Genomic DNA, 22,186 nt, shown 5'->3' with positions numbered 1-22,186 from the left:
GGAAACCGTAGCCTTGAAACAGCTCTGCATGCACAGCCATGCAAGCCGCGGCCCCGGCACGGACAACGTTCAAAGCTTGCCCTCTACGACGCGCTCGGCAAACAGATAGATCAGACGACGGCGTCTGCAGAACGAACCTGGGACGACGGGAAGCTGCTCTACGCTTGGCCAGGAACCACCTATTTCGACCAACCCGGCCCGCCACTGAGCGGGCCGCTTCTTTTGCACCAGGAAGCACCATGAGCCACAGACCGCAGCAGCATTGCAAGGACTGCATCCACTACCACCGCACCAGCACCGGCAGATTCGACGACCGTTGCCAAGCGCCCCACCAAGGTACTGACCCGGTCAATGGCAGGCCATTGGACAAGGCATGCGAATTCGAGCGCGACCCGTTCAAGTTTGGGAACCGCTGCGGCCCGCAGGCTCTGCACTACGTCCCTCGCATCGCATCGGCAGCCTCGACCACCGCCTCGGACAGCGCATTGACGCCCTGAAAGTGCTGGTCCGTTGCCGCAGCCTGGACCATGGCCGCGACCAGTTGCGGATTGGCCTTCGCATACCCCTCGCCATAGCGCTCATCCAGCTCGCGCGACGCTGTGCGCATCCAGTTGATGGCCTGGTCCATCGCCTTCCCGTTCGTCATCGTCACGTCCAGCATCTGCGGCTCCTCCTTTGTTGAAGGCGCCATTGTCACCGCCCTGCCGCAGTGCACTTCAGGCCGCCCATGAGGCGGCTTTTCCATACTCAACCAGGAGAGCCGCCATGACAGCCGCCCGCGTCACCATGCCCAGCATCCCGCTCACCAGCAGCGCATTCGCATACCGCGACAGCCGCTGCACCGATGTCGCCGCAACCATTGCACGCGCGCACCAGCAGCGCTGCATGGTGCCCACCGATCAAGGCGACACCGACCTGGTGCTGGCGACCCTGCCCCGCCGCCGCGTGCGCGCTGGCGCGCCGGCCATGCCTCAGTACCCCACAGGAGTTCTTCCATGCGCCCGTTCCTGATCACCATCGGCGCCCTCACGCACATCGCGCTCGCACGCAGCAGCTGCGCGGCTGTGTGCGATGCCATGGAGCGCCACCCGGGCGCACGCTCCATAAGCGCCCGGGCCCTGCAGCGCAGCGCATGAGGTGCCCGGCCATGCGCAGTCCCAAAAAAGGCCGAGAGCCCATGCGGCTCCATGACCTGGCCGAAGCCATCTTCTGCATCCAGTGCGAACAAGAAAAGCCCGTCGCCGGCTCGCGTCGCTTCCGCGCCTGCCACGTCTGCGCTGATTGTTCCGTCCGCCTGGATCGCCTACCAACACCTGAAGCCAAACCGCGCACTGGGCAACCAGCCGAAAGGAGGCAATGATGAAGCACACCGGCACCGTCTTTTTGAGCCGCACGCCGCCCCAGGCGACCCAGGCGGCATGCGGCGCCTTCCAGCTACAGCTCCTGCTGTATGACCGCCTCGGGCCACACCGCGTTGAGCCCTGGCGCGTCACCTGGACAGGCAACGCCGCCCAGCGCTTTTGGAATGAGAACAGGGCGCGGTTGGTTCCGGGCGTTGCGCTCGTTGTGGAACTGGACCGCGCACAGGTGCACACCCTGCACTGCAGGCCGCCCAGGAGCGAGGTGCACGCCCATATGGTCTGTGCAGCGCTGGTTCCCCCGCGCTCCGGGGAGGAGGCTCATGGCTGACCCCATCGTTGACCAATGCGGCACATGGGTAACCAGCGTTCCAAAAGCCGTCATTGAACGCGAAGCGCGCGAAGCCCATGCGGCGGGACTTACGCCGAATGAAGGCTGCCGCTACCCGTTCCACAGCCACCGCGCTATGCACTGGCTGGCCACCTACAACCTCTGCATGCCCCTGCCCAGCTATGCCAAACCAAAAGGCAAAGTCCCTTGAAACTAGATTCTTCACAATGATAGAAATTACCATTTATTCTGCACATGCAAACTACTTTTTGCGACATGGGTAGATAATAGAAGACGTTCAATAGACTAACACCGGGGTGAAATTAGCCTCCTTGCCGATATTTTGGAGACACCGTAGCAAGACGCATCTGATGGTCAAGAGGAGACCATTCTGTTGGATGAAAAATTAGATGTATTTCACATCAAAAAAAGATACACATTACTCAGAAACAGATACATTATCGAATGATCAACGGCTGAACTTCTCCAAAGCTTGAATAACAATTTGGTGAAAATCCTCCAATATCTTGGAATCCTTCCCAAACAAACTTAGAAAATAATACACATCTTGCCGAACGTAAGCAAAAAAAATATCATCATTCGCAACTATTGAAGTAATATCAAATAGCGAATCAAAAGTATTTTTCATGTATTCGAAAGTTTTTTCGTGACTTGCTTTATACGGTTCAAGCAAGTCGTATCCATGATCTTTGCCATTTAATAAATCTTTCAGATGATAAAAATCATTTTCAATCTCTCTTGGAATTTTTGGGATGTGCCCCTTAACATCCCAAGTTCGTTCAACCAAGTATTTTCGAACTCTATCCTTATTTCCGAACGATTCAACACTCCAAGTACCAAACAAAAGAATCATCCATTTTAATTTGAGATTTTCATAGGAGAAGTGCTCGAAGAATTTTGCGTTAACCAAGTACGCTTTGTATTCTGGGAAATTATCACCCCTGCAATTTATAAGCAAAAGCATCAAGAACTCATTCGGGGTAACAGCTCGAACTATGTTTCTATATCTTCGAGCATCATCCCCCCCAATTACACCAGCCTCTACAGACGCCTCCACATAATCAAGAATCTGATAATTAACTAAGAAAAACATTAGGTATTTATCTCTCTCACCCTCCCATGATTTCAAATTTACGTCATAACCCTCATAAATATTTTTTATAGTCTCCGAGAAATACTTACCTCCACTGCGCGAGCTATTTATATCAAAAACTATTTTATCCTGCTTCTGTAACAGAGAGAAAAAATTACTGTCAAATTTCTGTGCAGCGGAGTTTTTCAATTGATTTCCAAGGACGATGTTTCCTTCAGCGGCCTCAGTGCGATTAGCTTTTAGCTCGGCAAGAGTAGCTTTTAGTTGATTTTGCTGAACAATAATTGTCACCAACAAACCACAAAAAGTGAGGAATGTTAGTAAAGGGGTTAGCAATCCATTAAATAAATCACCCAATGGTCCTGTCTTTTTATTCTCATCATCAACCAAAATTACAGAAAACAGCAATGAGATAAGGAATACAAAAATTACCAAAAAAAATAACATTCACTGCCAATGCTGTCATACCATGCATTAGTTTATTTAGATCATTTTCACCCTTTTCATGAAATAAATAATCAAACGCCTTTGCAATTTTTGAATATATTTTTTCTCGAATAATTGGCATAACAATCAATGTTCCAATCAGTACTGAAATAAATATCCAAACGGTGATACCCATATAGAAACCCATTACATTCACCCATAGAAGTAACTTAAATGTTACACTAAATTCACATTAAATACTCCTGGCACTTCAAATTTTTTTCAATGACTTCTAGAGACAGTATCCCTGGTTGCATCCATAGAAGCTCAACGCCCTCTCCTCTTCATTGCCGCAGGAGTACTACGTAGTGATTGGCCATCCATGCTATCGCTCATGGGAGCGAGGCCATGTTGAAAGCAGAACGCAATACGCCCACCCTCCCCCTCCATGCTGGTTGAAATTGCAGCTGGCAACCAGACACCAGCCGGGTAGCCCAGCGATACGCAATTACCGAGTAGAGCGTTTACGAGCAAGAGAAGCAAAAGGCCTTCGACAACCGTTCGCTTTCGCGGCATCGGCTCCAGCCCGTGCTCGCACCAACACAGAGGACCGTGGTGATCCGCCTGCAGTGCAGGCTGCTGCTACCCACCAAGTACAGCTTCGCCTACTAGCAGAAATGGTGCGGCTACCGCTTCATCTGGGACTGGGGCATCGAAGGCGCGCACGTGGACTTCATGGATGCCGTGCTGACCGGCCTGCACTACGAGCTGAGCGAAGGCGGCAGCGTCACCATCAAGGGCACCATCCAATACAACGGCGACGAGCTGCAGGACAACAATGTCTTCGGCGAACTGTCCGGCTTGGCAGCCGAGGGCGAGATCTACATCAAGCTGCTGGCCCCGGCCGAGCTGCAGCAAGCCCGACACGCCCGCCAGCCAGCCTGAAAACGAGGACCAGCAGGAGCTGCGCGAGGAAGGCGAGGACGAGCCGCCCACCGACCCGAACCACCCTGTGAACCAGACGCCCGAAGACGCCTTCGCGGCGGCCGTGACCGGCGAACCGGCCTGAACCATCCACTGAACCACCCACGGCGCCCGCGCGGCGCCACGAAAGGAAACCCGATGTCTGAATACCAGAACCTGTTGGCCCGCAAGGCCGAACTCGAAGCCCAGATCGCCAAGGCCCAGGCCGAGCGCAAAGCCGAGGGCATCGCCCAGGCCCGCGCGCTGATCGCAGAGCACGGCCTGACCTCCGCCGATGTCTTCCCCCAGGGTAAGCCCAAGGGCAGCGTAGGCATGCCGAAGTACCGCGACCCCGGCACCGGGGCCACTTGGACCGGCCGGGGCAAGCCTCCGAACTGGATCAAGGACGCAGCGGACCGCGGGCAATTCCTGATCGAAGCAGACAAAAGTTAGGCAACGGGCTGTCGATACACCAAGCAAGGAGGTGCGCGCCAAGTCTAGGCGGCTCCTCAAGCCCCTGGAAGCGCACGCCAGGGGCTTTTTCTTTGAAGACTGACGCTTCCAAACCGGGTCAAGGGCAAAGACCGTGCCCAACCCATGCCAAAAAAATTTAAATCTGTAATTCCACAAATCACCCACAAAGGGGAATATTTTGCAACTACTATTTCTTTCAACCTAATGAAAGAGAGAGAGAAGCATGGGCACCAATCTGCTCGAATGCTTTCTATACCAGAGCAAACTCGCTCCTGGTGTCGATGCAACCTGCGTTGCGCAGATCGTCAAAAAGGCCCGGGCCTTCAACGAAACTGCCCAGATCACAGGAATCCTGGTGTTCGACGGCGAGTTTTTCTGCCAGTACATCGAAGGGCCCAGCAATCAAGTCCAAGACTTGATCTCGCTGCTGGCCAGTGATCCCCGGCATATCGACTTCACCCCTCTGCTACACCTCCATCAGCAGCCGCACCGCAAATTCAGAAAATGGACCATGGCCTATCACTTGGTAGATGACGCCGAGGTTCTGGAAGGGATAGGCTCCCGCCCTGGAGAGCTTGCTCTGCAAAAGCTTCAGGACTTGATACCGCAACTCGACACTGACTGAAGAACCGGCCCCGTGCCGGTTTTTTTACGTCTGCACGCGAGGGGCATGAGCACAGCTCCTGGGCGCTGTTCTGGTGCCCACTCTCTACCTTTCCAAAGCCAGCCACCGAGCTGGCTTTTTTTCGTCCCGAGGAACCCAACCCCATGGCGACAAAGCACGTCATTTCCGTATCTGGCGGCAAAGACAGCACAGCCGTGCTGCTGCTCTCCCTGGAGCGCTGCCCGCCCGGCAGTGTCGTTCCGATCTTCTGCGACACCGGGAACGAGCACCAGGCCGTCTATGACTACCTGGCCTATCTGGAGCAGGCCTTGGGAGTGATCATCCACCGACTGCGCGCCGACTTCACCGAGCGCTTTGCGGTGCGCCGCATGTTCATCGCCCGCGACTGCCGCACCCGGCGAGACAGGCGCGGGCGCAAGGTGCGCTGGACCAACAAGGCCAAGCGCCGCGCCCTGGCGGCCTTGCACCCGTCCGGTAATCCATTCCTGGACCTGTGCATGCTGAAAGGCCGCTTTCCCAGCCGAAAGGCCCAGTTCTGTACCGAGGAATTGAAGAGAAACATCGCGGTCGAGTTCCAGCTGGGCCTGCAGGAGCAGGGGCACCGGGTCATCAGTTGGCAAGGCGTGCGCCGCGACGAGTCCGAAGCACGGCGCCAAGCCAAGCTGGCCGAGCGCATTGGGCCAGGCCTGCGGGCCTTTCGCCCTCTGGTGGCGTGGACGACCGCCGATGTCTTCGCCTTTTGTGCAGCGCGGCGGATCCAGCCGAACCCGCTCTACTTGCAGGGCGCCAGTCGCGTCGGCTGCATGCCATGCATCAACTGCCGCAAAGACGAGCTGCAGCAGATCTCTATGCGCTGGCCCGAGCACCCCCAGCGCATCAGCGATTGGGAGCAACTGGTGGGCCAGTGCAGCAAGCGCGGCTTCTCCACCTTCTTCACCGACGCGCATTCAGCGCCCGACCGGCGCCAGGTCTTCGCAGACCTCAATGTCTGGTCCCGCATCGAGTGGGCCAAGACCACGCGCGGCGGCCGGCAGTACGACCTCCTCGCCGGCCTGGACGAACCCACAGCATGCGCATCGGCCTACGGCCTGTGCGAGTGAACACAAACCCAGAGCCCGCACAACGCGGGCTTTTCTCATTCTGAGGAACCGCATGCTCACCCCTCAATTTCTCCTGCCCCTCGCGGCCAAGCTGGTGATCGACCTGTTTGCCGGCGGCGGCGGCGCATCCACCGGCATCGAGCAGGCCATCGGCCGGCCCGTGGACGCGGCCATCAACCACGATGCCGACGCCATCGGCATGCACGAAGTCAACCACCCGCAGACACGCCACTACCGCGCCGACATCCGCGAGGTGGATCCGCTGGCCGTGACCAAGGGTGAGCTGGTGGGCCTGCTGCATGCATCCCCGGACTGCACGCACCACAGCCAGGCCCTGGGCGGCCAGCCGCGCAACGGGGAAATCCGCTCGCTTGCCTGGATTGTCATCCGCTGGGCTGGCAAGACTCAGCCCGATGTCATCACGCTGGAGAACGTCGAGCAGATGATGCAGTGGTCCCCGCTGATTGCGAAGCGCGATCCAGCCACAGGCCGCGCCATCACGCTGGACCGCATCACGGACCCCGCCACGGGGAAAGCCACCTTCCGCGTCGCCGAACCCGGCGAGGTGGTGCCGCGTGGCAATCAGTTCCTGGTGCCGGACCCCAAGCACAAGGGCCGCAACTGGCGCCACTTCATCCAGGCCCTGCGCGACCTGGGCTACAAGGTGGAATGGCGGGTGATCTGCAATGCAACGCTGGGCTCGCGCAGCACCCGCACACGGCTCTACCTGATCGCGCGCCGCGACGGCCTGCCCATCGTGTGGCCAGCGCAGACGCACTGGAAGAATCCCAAGGCGGGCCAGAAGCCATTCCGCCAGGCAGCCGAGTGCATCGACTGGAGCATCCCCGGGCAGAGCATCTTCGGGCGCAAGAAGGAACTGGCGCCGGCCACCATGCGGCGAATCGCCCACGGCCTGGATAAGTTCGTGCTGAACAGCCCACAGCCGTTCATCGTGAACATGGCCCACGGCGGGAAGATCGAAATGCTCGACCGCCCCATGAGCACCATCGCCACGGAAAAAGGCGGCTGCCGTGCACTGGTGTCGCCCACCCTGATCCAGATGGGCTACGGCGAAGCCAAGGGCCAGGCCCCGCGCGCGCTCGACCTGTCCCAGCCGCTGGGCACGGCCGTGGCCGGCGGCATCAAGCACGCCATCAGCTCGGCATACCTGGTGCAGGCCGGGCACGGCGAGGGCAAGGACGGTGGCAAGCGCTGGAGCCACGGCGCCAACGACATCCGGGGGCCGCTGGGCACCGTGACGGCCAGCGGCGGCGGGCAAAGCCTGGCATCCGCGTTCATGGTCCAGGCCAACGGTGGGTTCAACAGCACACCGGCCCGCGACCTGCGCGACCCTGTATCGACCGTGACCACCAGCGGCAGCCAGCAGCAGCTGATAGCCGCGCACCTGTGCACGCTGCGCAGGAACAGCGTGGGCCGCGACATGCGCGAGCCCGTGCCCACGGTCACAGCCGGGGCCGAGCACCATGCCCTGATCCAGTACCACCTGTCGCCCGAGCAGGAGGCCGGCGCCTTGCGCTGCGCAGCCTTCCTGATGCGCTACCACGCCAGCGGCGGCCAGTGGGCGGACCTGCGCGACCCCATGACCACGATCACCACGCGCGACCGCCTGGCGCTCGTGACCGTGTGGCTCAAGGGCGAGCCCTGGGTGATCGTGGACATCACGCTGCGCATGCTGGTGCCGCGCGAGCTCTACAACGCCCAGGACTTCCCTGAAAACTATGTGATTGACCGCACGGCTGCCGGAAAGGTGCTGACCAAAACAGCCCAGGTCCGCATGGTCGGTAACTCCGTGAGCCCCGTGCCCATGCGGCAAATCGTCTCGCTCAACTCGCCCGAGTCCACGGCCTGGCAACTGCGCCGCGCGGCTTGACCAAACGATTCCACCTACAACCCCGGCCCGCCTCACGCGGGCCGCTCTATTTCCAGAAAGGTGCCCACCATGAGCATCAGCCTGACCCTCTCTGAAGACGAAATCAGGGAGCTCACCCACTACCAATTTCCCTCCATGCAGCTCAAGGCGCTGCACAAGCGCGGATTCTTCCGTGCACGGCTCAGCGAGCGCACGGGCAAAGTGCTGCTGGAGCGCGACCACTATCTAGCCGTCTGCGCTGGGCCAGCTCCGTCCACCGCGCCGCGCGTGCGGCCGCCGCAGATGCGGAGGCCAGCATGAGCAAGCGCCGCAGCGACCTACCGAAGCGTGTCTACGAAAAGGGGGGCGCCTATTGGCATGTCCGCGCCGAAGGGAAAAAGCGGATCTGGACGCGCCTATCCTCCATCCGCGACGGCCTACCTGCTCTATACCGCGCCCTGGCCGATATGGAGCAGGCAGACCTGGCCCGGGACAGCATGGCCGCGCTGATCGCGGACTGGCTCGCGGAGGTCGGCAGTAGGCACAGCGTGAAAACGCAGGCCAACGACGCCTACCAAACGCGCACGATCTCCGAATCGTTCCAGGAGTTTCGCGCGCAGGATGTCACCGCGCCGGCCATCGTGGAGTTCCTGAAACACTTCAGCGACAAGCCGCGCACCTACAACGCCTACCGATCCATGCTGCGCGAGTTGATGCGGTTCGCCGAAGAGAAAGGCTACCGTGCGCCAGGCACGAACCCGGTGGACAGCCTCAAGACCATGTCCGTGAAAGCGCGCACGCGGTACATCACGGATTCCGAGGTGCGCCGCATCAAGGTGGCCGTGATGTACGGGGACGATGGCAAGCGCACGCGCTCCGGCCACACGATCTGCGCGCTGATCGACATGGCCTACCTGACCGGGCAGCGCATTGGCGACCTTCTGTCCCTGCGGTGGAGCGATGTGGGCAAGCAGGGCATCACGTTCCAGCCGGCCAAAACCGAGGGCTCGACCGGCGCCCAGGTCCTGATCGCATGGACGCAGCGCCTGCGCGATGTGGTGGACCGCCTGCGGGCCCTGCCCAACCAGAGCCCCGATTTCGTGTTCTGCACGCTGCAGGGCCAGCCTTACACCTACTCGGGCGCATCCACCGCCTGGAAGCGGGCAGTGAAGCGGGCCGGCGTGAAGGATTGCCATTTCCACGACCTCCGCGGCAAGGCCCTGACCGATGTGGACCGTGGGCGCGGGATCATGGAGGCGCAGCGCATGGGCGCCCACTCCACCCAGTCCCAGACCGCCGACTATGTGCGCCACAAACGCGCGCTGAAGGTGGACGCGACACGCTGAATTTCTTCTAACGCGCCTCTGCGCTGCCTATGGCGGACAGCACCGTTTGCAGATGCGCGCGTTAGAAGAAAACGGTCCAAGCCATTGATTTCAATAATTCGCGCGGCTGCTTTGGGAGCAGAGGGTCGCGAGTTCGAATCCCGCCGCTCCGACCAAATGATTCAAGCCCCTGGTTCGAAAGAGCCAGGGGCTTTTGTCTAACAGAATCCAAAGCGTCTAACGCAGCGCCGCCAGCACAAGCCCTCGTTTCAGGCCAGCAAACCGACCACCGCGACGGTATGGCAGGCGCTGCCGGCAACCACGAACAGGTGCCAGATGCCATGCGAATGGCGCATGCTCGAAAGGCTTTGGTAGAACACCGTTCCTGCCGAATAGAGCAGTCCGCCCGCGAGCAGCCAGGCCAGGGTCTGCGCACCGTGGCGCAAGGCCATCGGCACCGCGCCCCCTAAGCTGAGCCAGCCGAGGCTGATGTACAGGGACAGGCGCGGCGGCGAATCGAAACCAAGTGCACGTATCGCGCCCTGCAATGCGAGCGCCCATACACCGGCAAGCAAGGACCAAGCCCACAAGCCAGAGGGCGCCATCAAGGCAAAAGGCGTGTGGCTGCCGGCAATCAGCAGGTAGATGCAGGCGTGGTCGACGCGCTGCCAAAAACGCTTGCGTGCCCCGGTGCAGCCATGAAAGAGGGCCGAGGCACCGAACAGCGCCGCCAGAGAGAGGCCAAACACCACAGAGCCCGCAATCTTGCGCGCATCGCCGCCGGCCACCGTTTCGCAGATGAGGCCCACACTGGCCACCACGCCCACGAGCAGGGCTGCCAGATGACTCCAGGTATTGAACCGCTCGCCGGGCTGGCACCAAACGCTCGTGCCGCTCGGCAAGCCTGCCTGCAAGTCTGGCATGAAGCCTCCTGTCGCATGACCAAGGAACGCCGGACGCCGTGCCCGGCTCCGCCACCTTACGACTCAGACGTGACAGGGCAATGATTGCAACTCACACGCTGCAGCGCCGTCCGCCGGATACCCCACGACGTGCCGCGTCAAATTGCAACGCCAAGCCTTGAAACCATCCCTAAACCATCCATATGGATGGCACAAGGATGTTCCATGGCCGCAAACACAACCACCTCCAACCCTCGCGTGAGCGAATCCGAGAAGCTCACCATCAATCTGGGCTATGTAGACCTGGGCCAGATCGACCTGCTGGTCGCCGAAGGCTTCTACGCCAACCGCAGCGATTTCATCCGCACAGCGATACGCAATCACCTGCGCAGCCATGCGGACGCGGTGCAACAGGTCGTCGCCCGCAAGATGCTGGTCCTTGGGATGCAGCATTTCTCCCAGGCCGATCTCATGCGGGTGCAGGCTGCCGGGGAAAAGCTGCAGATCCGCGTGTTGGGCCTGGCCAGCATCGCGCAGGACGTGTCTGCGCAGCTTGCCGCCGAAACCATCGAATCCATCACGGTGCTGGGAGCGCTCCAGGCCAGCCCCGCCGTTCGTGCCGCTCTGGCCGGCCGCATTACCTGAGAACCATTCCATGAAACAGCTTTTTCAAGACATGCTGGGCGAGGCGACACGCCTGACGCGCACCGGCAATCTGCTGGAAGCCACCGAGCTGATTCAGCGCACGCTGCGAGGCCAAAGTGCGCCCACACCCCACGACAAGCCAGCCGCAACCAGTCATCGGGATGCAGGCTGGATCGTCGATGCCGAAGCCCGCTTCATCGACGATGCTCCCGAACTCGCCGTGCCTGCGGGCTCATCGCAGGCAGGCACCTCCAGCGACGAGCAATGGCTGCTCGGCAGCTACTCTCACGGAGGCCGGCAGCTGGCCTATCGGCTGTACGTGCCGCCAGGCAGTGCCCTCGAAGCGGGACCTCGCCCGCTCATCCTCATGCTGCACGGCTGCACCCAAGGGCCGCAAGACTTCGCCGCCGGCACGCGCATGAATGACCAGGCGCGCAGCGCTGGCGTACTGGTGCTCTATCCCGAACAAACACAGCATGCAAACTCGCAAAAGTGCTGGAACTGGTTCAAGGCCCAGCACCAGCAACGGGGCCGGGGCGAGCCCGCACTGCTGGCAGGCCTCACGCGCCAGGTGATGGCCGACCATGGCGCGGACGCATCGCGGGTCTATGTCGCCGGACTTTCGGCCGGAGGTGCAATGGCGGACATATTGGGACGCACCTATCCCGAGCTGTTCGCCGCCGTGGGCGTGCATTCGGGCCTGGCCGCCGGTGCCGCGTCCAATCTGCCCTCAGCCCTCGAGGCGATGCGAAGAGGCGCAGCATCTGGCTCGGCCAGCGGCCCCAGCGTGTGTCCAGTGATCGTGTTTCATGGTGACGCGGACACCACGGTACATCACGACAACGGCGCGGCCGTCGTGCATGCTGCACGCAGCGCGCAAAGCCCCACAGGCGCACCTCGCGTCAGCCAGGGCCATGCGCCGAACCGCCAACGGTTCACCCGCTCTGCCTATATCGCAGCCGATGGCAGTACCGCCATCGAGCACTGGCAACTGCATGGCGCAGGCCACGCCTGGTCCGGCGGCAGCGCAGCGGGCAGCTACACCGCGCCGGGAGGAATCGACGCCAGCGCCGAGATGCTGCGCTTTTTCCTTTCGCACCAGCGTGCGCGCAACTGCTGATTCGGCGCCGCTGCTCGCATTCGCCAACCACATGATTTCAAAGGCTCACAAGGGTTAGGAATGGTTGAGCATGGGCCCATTACTCCGGAAGAGCAGGCTCAGCAATAAATGGGCTGGCCAGGACAGAAAAAGGGCCCCCAGGGCCCTTTTTTGCCTGCATGGAGTCAAGCTGCCTCGAAAGGCATGGGAAATCACCGCCAGATACAAGAGACAAGGCAGCCATATGAAATTCAACGATGGGTCGAAAGCTCTGCCAGATGAGATAAGCACAACCCTGACCATTTCGGAAGCTGGAATGCAAGAGCCTTGTCCATCCTTGTCCATGCTGGAGACCTTGATAAGTCCGGCTACGACTGCGAAGGATATGCAGTGAAAGCCAGGCAGGACGTACAGGATTTCCTTGGAGGCCTGGCCTGCAGGCCCGCATGGCAGCAGATGCTGCGCAGTAATGCGCGGTGGACGCACTGCCAGCGCCAGCGGCATGGTCCGCGAGAGATACCTTTACCGCGCTCTTCCACATGTCCACCTCGATCTGGGAGACCTTCGGGCAAGACAGCGCTCAGTCGCACTTTCCCGGACAGCTGCCGGCCGATCGAACCCACACGGGGACCCACAAAAGAAAAGGCCCGCGACTGCGGGCCCTTGATCAGATCTCGAAAGCGGTTCGGTCCACTGCGTCCTTGATCCAGCCGGGAGGCTTGCCCCGGCCGGTCCATGTTGCGCCAGTAGACGGATCACGGTACTTGGCCACACCTGTGCCAGCAGGAGACTTGCGCTTACCGGTAGCAAACACGTCTTCCTGGGTCAACTGGAACTGCTGGACCAGTTCACGGACCTTGGCGATGGCACCGCCTTTTTCGGCTTTGAGGACCTCGGCAATGCGAGCCTCGATCTCGGCCTTTTGCTGAAGGAGAGTCTTGTAATCAGATGTCATGGCTTTTTCTTTGGATGCATGCTAGCAAAAACGCATTCTATTCAAAAAATGCTCCGCACCCCAAGGCACAAGCTTTCCACAGCCGTGTGCTGGGACAGAGAAGCCCTTCCGCGCGGCACGCCACACCCGTGGGCGAGGCTCCGTGGCCGACGCGGCGGCTGCCCAGATCGATCGCTGCCGCACCTCTGCACACTTGCGCACACCTCTTCGCGCCAAGGAGTCAGCCCCTTGGGCTGCAATGACTTGCCCTCGGCAGCCGCGATGTGGGGAGAGTTGCCCCGACACGTCAAAAGAAACGGTGCTCTCGCCTGCGGCGAGCGATGGCAAAAGCAAGAACGATTCACCGCCCAAAGAGGAGCGGCGGATTGATGAGAAGTAAAGCAAATAGATCGGGACGCTTGACCCATCGCTCTTGGCATGGCGCAGGCCTCGAACGATGCAGCCCCCTCCGAAACCCTGTGGACTGTCTGGCAGCGTCCTTCATGCGCCGGCGCGACCTGATCTTTCACACGCCCGTCGCCCTGGCTGGCAACCCGACCGCAGATCGGCGTATGCGACTTTGGGAAATGGCAGCAGCCTCTGTGGAACCCGTTCCTACAGCCCTCCAGAATGCGCCAAGCCAGACTGGGACCTTTCCAATCAAGAAGGAATTCCCATGAATCCCAACATCCTCCAGCGCCGAACCTCTCTCGCCATCGTGATGACCGCCGCACTTTTGGGCGCATGTGCCCAGTCCCAGCCCTCACCCAACGCGCCGGTCACCGCCGTCATGGGCACGGTCGATCTGAGAGAGCGCATGCCGCTCCCGTCCGATGCCGTGCTGGTTGTGGAGCTGCAGGACACCTCTCGCGCCGATGCCGCCGCCTCCGTGATATCTCAGCAATCCGTGCGGCTTGAAGGCCTCAAGCCCCCGTTCAGCTACAAGCTGCCCGTGGAGCCCAATCGCCTCAATCCTGCGGCGCAATATACGGTGACCTCACGCATCACCCAGGGCAACCAGCTCATCTTCACCAATGACACCGTCCACCCGGTCCTGACCCGTGGAGCAGGCCCGAAGGCCGATATGGTGCTGGTGCGGGTTGCCCCCTGACCTTCCCTAAAAAGACAAAGCCCGCAGGACATTCCGGCGGGCTTTTTCGCGCAGAGGGCACCAGGCGGCCATCAAGGCATGCCGTTGGCACCATGCTTGCGAAAGCCTGGGCGCTCGCAAAGCCGCTCATAGTACGCACGGACTGCGGGCAAGTCAGGGCGCTCCATCGGGGCAGACAGCCAGCGGTGGGCAGACAGGCCCAGCACGATGTCGGCAAGGGTGAGTTGCGCGCCTGCAGCAAAGGCGCCTGTGCGCGACAGTTGCTCCTCCAGTATGCGCATGTGGCAATGCCAGTTCGCCATGCTGCTGGCCAGCAGCGCAGGATCCTGATGCTCCGGACTGTTTCTCACCAATCCCATGAAGGCATAGCGCCAGGAGTTGTTCAGTTCGGTCGCCTGCCAGTCCATCCATTGCTCGACGCGTGCACGCTCTGCGGGTGCTGCAGGCAGCAGGTCATGCCGAGCCTGGCGCGCGGCAAGATAGCGGCAAATGGTGTTGGACTCCCACAGCACCAGCGCCCCATCAAGCAGCACGGGAACCATGGCATTCGGGTTGAGTGCAAGAAATCCCGGCTCCTGCGTTGACCGATGGCCCGAACCCCACTCTTCCTGTTCGAACGAGACTCCCAGCTCCACGCAAAGCCACAGCACCTTGCGCACATTGATGGACGATGACTTTCCCAGAATCCTGATCATTCGCAGCCTTCTTCGGTTTCGGTGATTTGCAATCCTGCATTGTCCCGTCCAATCCGATGAGGAATGCGGTCAGATTCCCACTGCTGCCGCATGATGCAGACATGCCTCTGGAACAGCCGTCATCCCGCCGAAACCACTCTGGCCCTTCTCCGACCGACACAGACCTGTGGACTGCATACATCGATGCAAGCGCACTGCCCAACCCGGGTCGCATGGCCTTGGGAGCCGTCATCACGGCGCCCGACGGAACACGGCAGCTTCTGTCCCAGGTCTGCCCCGACCAAGGCTGCAACAACGAAGCCGAGCTGCGGGCCTTGATGGCTGTGCTGCAGACCCTGCTAGGCCTGCAGGCTCGCCGGCTGGCCATCTTCACGGACAGCAGCGTCCTGGTAGAGCAGTTGGCGCCATCGCCCCGCCCCACCAGGCCCATCGTGCGGCTGGCCGACCTTTTCGATCAGGCCCGCGCCATGCTGGCCGAGTTCGAGCATGTGCAACTGCGCTGGATTCCTCGTCACCGCAACACCGAGGCCGACGCGCTGGCCAGAGCGGCCCTTTTGCAGCCGTGACCCTGCGCTTAGCCGCACTCAGGCGGACTGCTGCCTGTCCAGCCGCATGAGGAACACACCAATCTCCTTGACGACCTGGGCATCTCCCTTTTCCTGCGCACAGGCCAACCCCGTGCTCCACGCCTGCCGAGCCCCCGAAGCATCGTCCAGCGCCAGCAATGCCCGGCCCAGAAGCTTCCATGCCACCGAATAGCCGGGATCGAGTTCAGTGGCGCGCTGCAGGTGCGAGTGCGCCACAGCAGGCGCATCGTCATCAAGATACGCCTTGCCCAACGTGCAGCGCATCAAAGCCGAGTCCTTGCCGGACGCCAGGAGGCCCTCGAGCCTTTGCGTCATTTCGTTCATGGTTTCATCCTTTGGTGGCAATGCATGTTCTCGATCCAGCTGAAATTGCGGTCATGCTACAATCTCGCGGTTGTCTGCGCAGACAATGCTGTATCTCACGCCGGCGCGTCGTGCACTACGACGAAAAAAACAACGGTGACAGCCGCAGAGACGTTCTGCCGTAAAACGATGGTCGCGTAAGAGCCATCGTCCACATCACCCGTAAAAAGCCCGCTTTCAAGCGGGCTTTTTGCATTCCCACTGCCTGGCTGGTCTCACGATGGCGTGTGAAAAACAGGATTTACGACTCAGTTGCATGCAACTTCACCCGAGTTAGCTCCGTCAAGCACCTTGTTTCAATTTACACTTGACAACCAGGAAGGACCGGAGGCGCCAGACGCCAGCGCTCTCATTTCAAACTCTTAGCATGTGTCCTTCCTGGATTGATCGCATGGAACGCTCCATTCAGCGCCCCGGCCGCCTCCGCAGCCGGGGCGTTTTTTCTTGACGACGATCGCTCAGGCGCCCTGGCAACAACCGAAACGGGCACAAAGGCAAGTTTTTTCTCAATTCCAGAGAAAAGCACAGGTTTATTTGAGAATGATTCTTGTTTGCGTGTATGATTCAACCCATGCTGCAGCATTCATGGTGTTGCAGCAGTTCAGTTTCATCGTGGGGCGACTCGTCAGGCCAGTTCAGCCTGCAGTCGTTTTTGCCAGCCAGCGGTATGCCGGTTAGCCAGGCTCTTTTTTTAAAGCACGATCATTTCTGGATATTCAATGCATCAGTTGCACTGAGGCGGCGTCCACAGCAGGCGCTTTTTCTTCGCCTCAACACTGCCATCGCGCATCCATCGCGCACCGGCCTGCGACTGCACGCCAAATTTCTCTGAACTCCATCGCATCCAGGCAATGCCCTGACTGCAGATTTCCTTCGCGCAATGCAACAGGCCCGGCCCGCGCCAAGCGCAAGCCGGGCCTTTTCTATTGCCGGATCAGGAGCCGCGACGGCGCAAACGGATGGCCAGCCCGCCCATCATCAGACTCAGCAGAGCCACAGCCCATTCGCTCAGTGAAGGAATCGCCGCTGGCGTGCCGCCGCCGACCGCCGCAGCAGGCACAACCAGTGCAGAGGGATCTTCCACCCGGCCGTTGGCCACCAGATCGTCATCACCCAGGCCACCATCGCGCAGCACGAAGGAGACGACGCGCCCCTGCAGCGTTGCCGGTATCCGATACCAGTGCTGCGTGGCGTTGTCGCTTGTGCGCCCCCACTTCCAGTACTCGGCACCGCTGGGCAGATCACTGGGATAGGTCAGCTTGACAGTCACGAGCGCACCCGCATCACAGCCATCGGTATTCAGCTTCAGCAGTCCGTGGGGCACCACAGCCCCCGGACGCGGTGTGCCAGGCGCCGCCATGACCTGAGGCGGCTCGGCCAGGCGGCAGTTGATACCGCCGCCGGCGACTTCGCCCGATACCGCCATCTGGCCCGACCCGGTGATGTTGAAGCGGTTGGCCTGGTCCACAGGACCTGCAGCAGCCGCCAGCAACGGATAGCTGGCAGTCACAGGCGCATGGACCCCATCGCTCACGCTCAGTTGCAAGCTGGCCGAACCGGCCACCGATGCCAGATAGACGGCGGAGCGAAATTGCTCCGACACCTGAGCGGGGCTGCCGCGCAACTGTATGCCCGGCTGCGCGGCATCGGCGTCTTCGAGTCCAAGCACCTGCCCGTTGCTGGCAACAATGGACAGCGTCACGACAGGACTGTCGGCATCTGCCACCTGCACATCGGCCAGATCGGCCGCCTGGCCAACCACCACGGATTGCGCATTGGCGGGCAAGCCACTGAGCGATGGCGCCTGCCCACCTAAATTCAGACCCAGCAAAATCGGATTGTGGTCGCTGGAACGATAGGCCGTCGGCGCATAGAAGCTGGCCTGCTGGTCCAGCGACTTGTACTCGAGGTTGTAGTCCAGGACTTCAGGCTCCTCGGCATTGATGGCCCACTTGACCGCGCGCCCCACGCTCGGCTGCAGGCTGGCACTTACCAGCACATGGTCCAGCGAGCCCCACATTCCATCGAACGCATAGGACAGGCCCTGAGACACCTTGGCGTAGCCGCCATCCTCCAGCGCCTTGATGGGGTCCTCCTTAGAGTACGCATTGAAATCCCCGACCAGCACCACATGCGGGCTGGTCGTGCCTGTGGGCCGGGTTGCCAGCCAGCTGGCCAGTTGCTCGGACGTCTTCACACGCGCGGCGTTGTTGGCGCCCTGGCCGTCAAGCGCGTCTGCATTGCCCGGGCTGCTGAGCACACTGCCCTTGGATTTGAAGTGATTCACCACCAGCGTGAACTGCTCCGTGCTGCCGCCTACCGCAAAAGTCTGTGCAATCGGTACGCGTGCGCCGCCTACGCCTGGGTTGAAGGCGTCGTAGGTGGTGACGCTGGGTGCCGCTGCGCTGCCCACCGGCGTGACACGATCGCTGCGATAGAGGATGGCAACGGTGATCGCATCCGTGCCAGCACCCGCCACCGTACCTGAAGCCTCGCTGAAAGGCGCCTTGACCACCGCATACACGGCGCCGGCAGGCTTGTCCGCACTCGCGTTCAAGGCGTCGGCCAGATCCTGGATGGCGCTGCCCGGGCCAAAGCCGTTGTTCTGCACCTCCATCAGGCCATACACATCGGCGCCCAGCCCCAGCAGATTGGCCACGATCTTGGCGCGCTGCCTGTCCAGCTCGGCAATGCTGTTGGCACCACGAATGCCCTGCTGATTGCCCAGGGGCGTGCTGAACATCACCTGGGAAGAGCCGCTGGTGGCGCCCGTCAGGTTGAAGAAATTGAGCACGTTGGCCGAGGCAATCTTGAGCGATGCCGCCCCCACAGCCTGCTGCAACTGAGCAGCCGAGGGACGCGCCGCCCCCGAGAACTGCGGCGTCTGCGTGGGCTGTACGCGGTAGCTGGTCAGATACGGCTCGCTGGCAGCTGCATCCGAGAACTGATCGAGCACGCCGATGACACGGTCCACGCCATCGCCGGCACGCAGCGTGTTGGAGGCCGACAGAGACTGTCCGCCGCGGCCCGGCACAGAGGCGGGATTCTGTGCGCCAGAGCGATCATCCAGAATGATCTGGCTGCGCTGCAATGTCTGCACATAGGCGGCATAGCCCGTCACGCTGGGCGCATTGAGTTCGGTGTACTGCGCCAGCGGCGCGTCGGCAGACAGCGTGACATTGCCGTAGCGGCCCAGCGTGCGGTTGTCGCTCACCACCAGCTTGCCGCCCGCAGTGGCGGACGCGACCTCCACACGCATCCCCTCCAGACGCTCCCACTGCCCCATGTCGCTGACAGGCAGCGTGACGCGCACGGGCTCCGGCAAGGCGGCCGCGCCACGGACCACGAAGTCCGTGACGGCGCTGAGCTGGGTCTGGTTGCGAAACTCGCTCACCGAGGCGGAGACCTGCACCAGCTTGCCTACCGTGCCCTCATCCACCCCGGGATTCGCATTGCCGTAATAGACAAAGACGCCCTCCGAGGTGGCAGCATCGCCATCGGAATCCGCCTCCTCCTCCTGCACGAAGAAGCCGCTCAACCCTGGCATATAGGCCGTTACCACGGCGCTCACTGTCACCTTCTGCCCCACCAGGGGAGACTGGTCGCCGGAACCCTGGAGTGCAGAAATTCTGGTGATGGGCGGCTCGCCCCCCGTCGTGAAGCCCAGCGCCGTGCCGGTCCACACATTGCCCGAGGTATCCAACACCGGCTCGCCCACGGGAACCAGGCTGTAGGACGTATTGACCGCCAGCCGCACACCGGCGTTGAGCGTGATGGTCGAGCCACTGAATTTCACCTGCGCCGCATCGCCAGCCTGCAGCATTGCCACCACGGTGCTGCCCTGGCGCAGTTCGAAGCTGCCGCTACCGGGTTTCACCGCCTCATCAAAGCTCAGCTTGATTTCGGGATTCAGCGCCACCCCGGTTGCCGCCGCAGCAGGAATGGTGGCCTGCACTGTGGGTGGCGTGGTATCGGGCAGTGCCAGGGCGATGGAGACATCGTCAACGGCCAGGCCGTGATCGTTGCCCACATCATTGAGTTCGACCCAACGCAGCCACAACGTGGCGCCTGGCGCCCAGCCCAGACCGCGCAGATCGCCGCCCACATCATTCACCCGTCCGGCCACATTGCCATCCACCGGGGCGGCAGTACCGGTAGCGATCGGCGATTTCCAATTGAAATTCGCACCGGCAGGCAGCCATTCAGGCACATCGGCAAAGGTCGCGCCCATGCCGTACTCCAGCTCCATGGGCTGCTCGGAGGTGTTGCCGCCATTGCGCCATTGCTCGCCACTGAATCGCAGGCTGATGCCATCCACCGCGCCGCCCGTGTCATTGCGCATCGCCAGCGCAATCCAGCCGGCCACGGCACCCTGGGAGGGGCTGCCAAAGTAAGCTCCACCCGATGCCACGCCACCCAATGCACGGTCCGCATCCAGCCCCAGGCTGTAGAAGCTGCCGGCATTGGACGCGCCATTGCCTGCCGCATATGCAGTGATGCCCGCCAGGTTCCTGTTGAAGAGAAACCAGCCCGGCAGGGTGCTGTCATTGGCCCAGGCCAGCCCCGTCCCGGACGCGGCCAGGGTGTCGAAATTCTGCGCATAGGTGCCGGTGAAAGGAACCTGCGCCCATACGCCGGCGGAGGCCGAAAGAAGCAGGCCTGCACCATACAGACGCCAATGATGGCGCTGCAGCGGCGGACTCATCGGATTGGCCGGGTTGAATACAGACGGAATCAGCGTGCGGGCAATGGACATGGATGTGCAATAAAAAATAATGCGCATCCCCCCGTGGTTGCGCAACTTCCGGTTTATCGCGCATGGACATGACCAGCCTGTGACTTGGCGGATGCTCCCGCGTCCTACGCGCAGACTGGCCGCTCACCCATCTGCCAACCTCGATACGGCATGCATCATTGCACCCAGTTTCTGAATCGTTTCATTGCCGGCCCTGGGGCATTTCCTCCTCCCTCCCTCTCATTCCCCCAGGAAGCCTTCAAAAAGGCACCGGCTCTTTCTTCCCAGGCCAGCGCAAGCCGCTGGCCTTTTTCTTGGGCGCGCCTCGTCGCCACAACCATCCTCGTCACCCGTCTTGAACGCGCCACGTCGCTGGTGGCTTTTCGTGCGTCCGCACACTCCCACACTCTTTTTCTTACTCATAACTTACAAAATATTCATTCCCGTGATATACACGCGCATCTCCCACTGAAAATCATCATCGCCATGACATCCGACTACAGGGCCCTGCTGCAACAAAAAGCCGAGCTTGAGAAAAAGATCGACGCACTGATCAAGCACGCAAGAACGGATGCGATCACTGAAGCAAAGGCCATGGTGCAGCAATATGGCCTGACGAAAGAGGATGTCTTCCCCTCCGCCAGGATCAAACCTCGCAAGACCGGACAGCGCAGCGTGGGCGAACCCAAATTCCGCAACCCCGAAACCGGCGCAACCTGGACAGGCCGCGGAAAGCCGCCCAAGTGGATAGAAGGCAAGGACCGCGCAAGCCTCGCCATCTGATCGCCAGCCATATTCAGGCGCGATGCCATACCATGTGCTTCCATCACCAGGAGGAAGCACACATGAGCAAACAGAACTCGGACACGCTGTTGGCTGCAGAACTGGCCGACCACTTCATAGAAGTCATTTTGTCGACCAAGCCCGAACTGCTGGTGTCGGGCATCGGCGGAGTGGCAGACCTGCACCACATACAGCATGGGGCCAAGGCCCTGGCACATTTCCGCCTGACGCTGATCCAGGAACTGTCCCAGCAGCCCATGCCCGACATGAACAGCCACTGAGGCGGGCGCGAGGCAACGAACAGGCAAGAAAAAACCGCCACACACTGAGGTCTTCAGTGTGTGGCGGTGTCTTGGATGGTGGAGCTGGCGGGAATTGAACCCGCGTCCGCAAGCCTTCGCCGGGCAGATCTACATGTTTAGCGTTCTGTTTTGAGTCTCGCCTCCCGAGTCGCGCAGGCGCACGCTACCCAGGATGCCAGCTTCCTTGGATCTTGCCACGTACTAAGAAGCCCAGCACGCAGCCAGCTGATGTGAATTCCCTTGCAGCCGGGAGGTATTGCTACCCCCTTGCCCAGCCCATCAGCGTGCTGTTGCAAGGCTCACCGGATTTAAGCGGCGAGTGCGAAACGTTCGTCGTTTGCAGTTAGTTTTTTGAATGGAGATTTACGAGCGTCAATCAAGCTCGACATGCACCACACCGGTCCCGAACCCACGTCGAAACCAGGACAGCCCCAAGGCTCCTAT

At 60.9% G+C, this 22,186-nt stretch carries 26 protein-coding genes and 1 other RNA gene; 18 read left to right on the top strand and 9 right to left on the bottom strand.

Features of this window, described 5'->3' with window-relative positions; translation table 11 throughout:
* Positions 1-433 precede the first annotated feature (433 nt).
* Positions 434-661, bottom strand: a complete 228-nt coding sequence (locus ACF8ME_RS23330; RefSeq protein WP_070080284.1) for a hypothetical protein — start codon at positions 659-661, stop codon at positions 434-436.
* A 104-nt stretch (positions 662-765) separates the two neighbouring features.
* Here ACF8ME_RS23330 and ACF8ME_RS23325 point away from each other — a divergent pair, with 104 nt between their 5' ends.
* From ACF8ME_RS23325 to ACF8ME_RS23310, 4 genes are all read left to right on the top strand, one after another.
* Positions 766-1,011 carry a hypothetical protein gene (locus ACF8ME_RS23325; RefSeq protein ID WP_392418363.1) on the top strand — a complete coding sequence of 82 codons (246 nt, stop codon included), beginning with the start codon at positions 766-768 and terminating at the stop codon, positions 1,009-1,011.
* Positions 996-1,136: a hypothetical protein gene (locus ACF8ME_RS23320; RefSeq protein ID WP_016452992.1), complete on the top strand. Its 141-nt coding sequence runs from the start codon at positions 996-998 to the stop codon at positions 1,134-1,136. Before ACF8ME_RS23325 ends, ACF8ME_RS23320 begins: the two co-directional genes overlap by 16 nt.
* A gap of 220 nt (positions 1,137-1,356) precedes the next feature.
* Positions 1,357-1,689, top strand: coding sequence for a hypothetical protein (locus ACF8ME_RS23315; protein ID WP_392418361.1), 333 nt, complete (start codon positions 1,357-1,359; stop codon positions 1,687-1,689).
* A complete protein-coding gene (locus tag ACF8ME_RS23310; protein ID WP_392418359.1) occupies positions 1,682-1,900 on the top strand; it encodes a hypothetical protein in 219 nt (72 codons plus the stop codon). Before ACF8ME_RS23315 ends, ACF8ME_RS23310 begins: the two co-directional genes overlap by 8 nt.
* A 258-nt stretch (positions 1,901-2,158) precedes the next feature.
* Here the strand turns inward: ACF8ME_RS23310 and ACF8ME_RS23305 are convergent, their stop codons facing one another.
* Both ACF8ME_RS23305 and ACF8ME_RS23300 read right to left on the bottom strand, forming a co-directional pair.
* Positions 2,159-3,193, bottom strand: a complete 1,035-nt coding sequence (locus ACF8ME_RS23305; protein WP_392418357.1) for a putative phage abortive infection protein — start codon at positions 3,191-3,193, stop codon at positions 2,159-2,161.
* Positions 3,186-3,425: a hypothetical protein gene (locus ACF8ME_RS23300; protein WP_392418355.1), complete on the bottom strand. Its 240-nt coding sequence runs from the start codon at positions 3,423-3,425 to the stop codon at positions 3,186-3,188. The genes ACF8ME_RS23305 and ACF8ME_RS23300 overlap by 8 nt, the downstream gene beginning before the upstream one ends.
* Positions 3,426-3,955: 530 nt before the next feature.
* On the opposite strand from ACF8ME_RS23300, the gene ACF8ME_RS23295 reads away from it, so the two are divergent.
* The 7 genes from ACF8ME_RS23295 to ACF8ME_RS23265 all read left to right on the top strand — a co-directional run bounded on the left by ACF8ME_RS23295 (position 3,956) and on the right by ACF8ME_RS23265 (position 9,607).
* A complete protein-coding gene (locus tag ACF8ME_RS23295) occupies positions 3,956-4,174 on the top strand; it encodes a hypothetical protein (protein WP_392418354.1) in 219 nt (72 codons plus the stop codon).
* Positions 4,175-4,351: 177 nt separating this feature from the next.
* Positions 4,352-4,645, top strand: coding sequence for an H-NS histone family protein (locus tag ACF8ME_RS23290; protein ID WP_392418352.1), 294 nt, complete (start codon positions 4,352-4,354; stop codon positions 4,643-4,645).
* A gap of 244 nt (positions 4,646-4,889) precedes the next feature.
* Positions 4,890-5,291, top strand: a complete 402-nt coding sequence (locus tag ACF8ME_RS23285) for a BLUF domain-containing protein (protein ID WP_392418351.1) — start codon at positions 4,890-4,892, stop codon at positions 5,289-5,291.
* A 143-nt stretch (positions 5,292-5,434) separates the two neighbouring features.
* Positions 5,435-6,391: a phosphoadenosine phosphosulfate reductase family protein gene (locus tag ACF8ME_RS23280; protein WP_392418350.1), complete on the top strand. Its 957-nt coding sequence runs from the start codon at positions 5,435-5,437 to the stop codon at positions 6,389-6,391.
* A gap of 52 nt (positions 6,392-6,443) precedes the next feature.
* On the top strand, positions 6,444-8,282 hold the full coding sequence (locus tag ACF8ME_RS23275) for a DNA cytosine methyltransferase (RefSeq protein WP_392418349.1): 1,839 nt from the start codon (positions 6,444-6,446) through the stop codon (positions 8,280-8,282).
* Positions 8,283-8,351: 69 nt separating this feature from the next.
* Entirely contained in the window at positions 8,352-8,582 is a 231-nt protein-coding gene (locus tag ACF8ME_RS23270; protein WP_123695802.1) for a DUF4224 domain-containing protein, read from the top strand.
* A complete protein-coding gene (locus ACF8ME_RS23265) occupies positions 8,579-9,607 on the top strand; it encodes a tyrosine-type recombinase/integrase (protein WP_392418347.1) in 1,029 nt (342 codons plus the stop codon). Before ACF8ME_RS23270 ends, ACF8ME_RS23265 begins: the two co-directional genes overlap by 4 nt.
* 248 nt (positions 9,608-9,855) lie before the next feature.
* Here the strand turns inward: ACF8ME_RS23265 and ACF8ME_RS23260 are convergent, their stop codons facing one another.
* Complete coding sequence (locus ACF8ME_RS23260) at positions 9,856-10,509, bottom strand: hemolysin III family protein (protein WP_046985788.1); 654 nt, start codon at positions 10,507-10,509, stop codon at positions 9,856-9,858.
* A 204-nt stretch (positions 10,510-10,713) separates the two neighbouring features.
* Between ACF8ME_RS23260 and ACF8ME_RS23255 the strand changes: the two genes are divergently transcribed.
* Positions 10,714-11,133, top strand: coding sequence for a CopG family transcriptional regulator (locus ACF8ME_RS23255; RefSeq protein ID WP_126312026.1), 420 nt, complete (start codon positions 10,714-10,716; stop codon positions 11,131-11,133).
* A 10-nt stretch (positions 11,134-11,143) separates the two neighbouring features.
* Entirely contained in the window at positions 11,144-12,253 is a 1,110-nt protein-coding gene (locus tag ACF8ME_RS23250) for a PHB depolymerase family esterase (protein ID WP_313281093.1), read from the top strand.
* 646 nt (positions 12,254-12,899) lie between these two features.
* Here the strand turns inward: ACF8ME_RS23250 and ACF8ME_RS23245 are convergent.
* The gene (locus ACF8ME_RS23245) at positions 12,900-13,187 is read right to left on the bottom strand and encodes an H-NS histone family protein (RefSeq protein WP_392418345.1); all 288 of its coding nucleotides are present in this window, start codon (positions 13,185-13,187) and stop codon (positions 12,900-12,902) included.
* Positions 13,188-13,842: 655 nt separating this feature from the next.
* On the opposite strand from ACF8ME_RS23245, the gene ACF8ME_RS23240 reads away from it, so the two are divergent.
* Positions 13,843-14,277: a YbaY family lipoprotein gene (locus ACF8ME_RS23240; RefSeq protein ID WP_209802853.1), complete on the top strand. Its 435-nt coding sequence runs from the start codon at positions 13,843-13,845 to the stop codon at positions 14,275-14,277.
* A 71-nt stretch (positions 14,278-14,348) separates the two neighbouring features.
* Here ACF8ME_RS23240 and ACF8ME_RS23235 read toward each other — a convergent pair whose 3' ends face one another.
* Positions 14,349-14,972 (bottom strand): glutathione S-transferase, encoded by a 624-nt coding sequence (locus ACF8ME_RS23235; protein ID WP_209802854.1) that lies wholly within the window; start codon positions 14,970-14,972, stop codon positions 14,349-14,351.
* A gap of 101 nt (positions 14,973-15,073) precedes the next feature.
* Between ACF8ME_RS23235 and ACF8ME_RS23230 the strand changes: the two genes are divergently transcribed.
* Positions 15,074-15,538, top strand: coding sequence for a ribonuclease HI family protein (locus ACF8ME_RS23230; RefSeq protein WP_074931549.1), 465 nt, complete (start codon positions 15,074-15,076; stop codon positions 15,536-15,538).
* A gap of 18 nt (positions 15,539-15,556) precedes the next feature.
* Here the strand turns inward: ACF8ME_RS23230 and ACF8ME_RS23225 are convergent, their stop codons facing one another.
* A complete protein-coding gene (locus ACF8ME_RS23225; protein WP_392418343.1) occupies positions 15,557-15,883 on the bottom strand; it encodes a tetratricopeptide repeat protein in 327 nt (108 codons plus the stop codon).
* A gap of 610 nt (positions 15,884-16,493) precedes the next feature.
* On the opposite strand from ACF8ME_RS23225, the gene ACF8ME_RS23220 reads away from it, so the two are divergent.
* Entirely contained in the window at positions 16,494-16,754 is a 261-nt protein-coding gene (locus ACF8ME_RS23220) for a hypothetical protein (protein ID WP_392418341.1), read from the top strand.
* A 102-nt stretch (positions 16,755-16,856) separates the two neighbouring features.
* Here ACF8ME_RS23220 and ACF8ME_RS23215 read toward each other — a convergent pair whose 3' ends face one another.
* Positions 16,857-20,678 carry an ExeM/NucH family extracellular endonuclease gene (locus ACF8ME_RS23215; RefSeq protein ID WP_392418339.1) on the bottom strand — a complete coding sequence of 1,274 codons (3,822 nt, stop codon included), beginning with the start codon at positions 20,676-20,678 and terminating at the stop codon, positions 16,857-16,859.
* Positions 20,679-21,143: 465 nt separating this feature from the next.
* Between ACF8ME_RS23215 and ACF8ME_RS23210 the strand changes: the two genes are divergently transcribed.
* Positions 21,144-21,440: an H-NS family nucleoid-associated regulatory protein gene (locus ACF8ME_RS23210; protein ID WP_017406943.1), complete on the top strand. Its 297-nt coding sequence runs from the start codon at positions 21,144-21,146 to the stop codon at positions 21,438-21,440.
* 62 nt (positions 21,441-21,502) lie between these two features.
* A complete protein-coding gene (locus tag ACF8ME_RS23205) occupies positions 21,503-21,721 on the top strand; it encodes a hypothetical protein (protein ID WP_047326836.1) in 219 nt (72 codons plus the stop codon).
* Positions 21,722-21,797: 76 nt separating this feature from the next.
* On the opposite strand, the gene ssrA is transcribed toward ACF8ME_RS23205, so the two are convergent.
* Positions 21,798-22,175, bottom strand: a transfer-messenger RNA (tmRNA) gene (gene ssrA, locus ACF8ME_RS23200).
* Between the last annotated feature and the right edge of the window lie 11 nt (positions 22,176-22,186).

It is taken from the genome of Delftia sp. WSY_7 (assembly GCF_043104845.1).
In the GTDB taxonomy this organism is placed as follows: Bacteria; Pseudomonadota; Gammaproteobacteria; order Burkholderiales; family Burkholderiaceae_C; genus Comamonas; species Comamonas tsuruhatensis.
The sequence above is the reverse complement of the archived record's forward strand: the minus strand, read 5'-3'. Positions and strand labels throughout refer to the sequence as shown.

Bases quoted from the DNA above. Each gene is read 5' to 3' on its own strand.
- ACF8ME_RS23330 (WP_070080284.1), bottom strand. From the start codon at position 661: ATGCTGGACGTGACGATGACGAACGGGAAGGCGATGGACCAGGCCATC.
- ACF8ME_RS23215 (WP_392418339.1), bottom strand. From the start codon at position 20,678: ATGTCCATTGCCCGCACGCTGATTCCGTCTGTATTCAACCCGGCCAAT.
- ACF8ME_RS23320 (WP_016452992.1), top strand. From the start codon at position 996: ATGCGCCCGTTCCTGATCACCATCGGCGCCCTCACGCACATCGCGCTC.
- ACF8ME_RS23245 (WP_392418345.1), bottom strand. From the start codon at position 13,187: ATGACATCTGATTACAAGACTCTCCTTCAGCAAAAGGCCGAGATCGAG.
- ACF8ME_RS23225 (WP_392418343.1), bottom strand. From the start codon at position 15,883: ATGAACGAAATGACGCAAAGGCTCGAGGGCCTCCTGGCGTCCGGCAAG.
- ACF8ME_RS23290 (WP_392418352.1), top strand. From the start codon at position 4,352: ATGTCTGAATACCAGAACCTGTTGGCCCGCAAGGCCGAACTCGAAGCC.
- ACF8ME_RS23205 (WP_047326836.1), top strand. From the start codon at position 21,503: ATGAGCAAACAGAACTCGGACACGCTGTTGGCTGCAGAACTGGCCGAC.
- ACF8ME_RS23255 (WP_126312026.1), top strand. From the start codon at position 10,714: ATGGCCGCAAACACAACCACCTCCAACCCTCGCGTGAGCGAATCCGAG.
- ACF8ME_RS23250 (WP_313281093.1), top strand. From the start codon at position 11,144: ATGAAACAGCTTTTTCAAGACATGCTGGGCGAGGCGACACGCCTGACG.
- ACF8ME_RS23265 (WP_392418347.1), top strand. From the start codon at position 8,579: ATGAGCAAGCGCCGCAGCGACCTACCGAAGCGTGTCTACGAAAAGGGG.
- ACF8ME_RS23230 (WP_074931549.1), top strand. From the start codon at position 15,074: ATGCCTCTGGAACAGCCGTCATCCCGCCGAAACCACTCTGGCCCTTCT.
- ACF8ME_RS23260 (WP_046985788.1), bottom strand. From the start codon at position 10,509: ATGCCAGACTTGCAGGCAGGCTTGCCGAGCGGCACGAGCGTTTGGTGC.
- ACF8ME_RS23300 (WP_392418355.1), bottom strand. From the start codon at position 3,425: ATGGGTATCACCGTTTGGATATTTATTTCAGTACTGATTGGAACATTG.
- ACF8ME_RS23325 (WP_392418363.1), top strand. From the start codon at position 766: ATGACAGCCGCCCGCGTCACCATGCCCAGCATCCCGCTCACCAGCAGC.
- ACF8ME_RS23220 (WP_392418341.1), top strand. From the start codon at position 16,494: ATGCTGCAGCATTCATGGTGTTGCAGCAGTTCAGTTTCATCGTGGGGC.
- ACF8ME_RS23285 (WP_392418351.1), top strand. From the start codon at position 4,890: ATGGGCACCAATCTGCTCGAATGCTTTCTATACCAGAGCAAACTCGCT.
- ACF8ME_RS23275 (WP_392418349.1), top strand. From the start codon at position 6,444: ATGCTCACCCCTCAATTTCTCCTGCCCCTCGCGGCCAAGCTGGTGATC.
- ACF8ME_RS23210 (WP_017406943.1), top strand. From the start codon at position 21,144: ATGACATCCGACTACAGGGCCCTGCTGCAACAAAAAGCCGAGCTTGAG.
- ACF8ME_RS23310 (WP_392418359.1), top strand. From the start codon at position 1,682: ATGGCTGACCCCATCGTTGACCAATGCGGCACATGGGTAACCAGCGTT.
- ACF8ME_RS23270 (WP_123695802.1), top strand. From the start codon at position 8,352: ATGAGCATCAGCCTGACCCTCTCTGAAGACGAAATCAGGGAGCTCACC.
- ACF8ME_RS23280 (WP_392418350.1), top strand. From the start codon at position 5,435: ATGGCGACAAAGCACGTCATTTCCGTATCTGGCGGCAAAGACAGCACA.
- ACF8ME_RS23315 (WP_392418361.1), top strand. From the start codon at position 1,357: ATGATGAAGCACACCGGCACCGTCTTTTTGAGCCGCACGCCGCCCCAG.
- ACF8ME_RS23240 (WP_209802853.1), top strand. From the start codon at position 13,843: ATGAATCCCAACATCCTCCAGCGCCGAACCTCTCTCGCCATCGTGATG.
- ACF8ME_RS23235 (WP_209802854.1), bottom strand. From the start codon at position 14,972: ATGATCAGGATTCTGGGAAAGTCATCGTCCATCAATGTGCGCAAGGTG.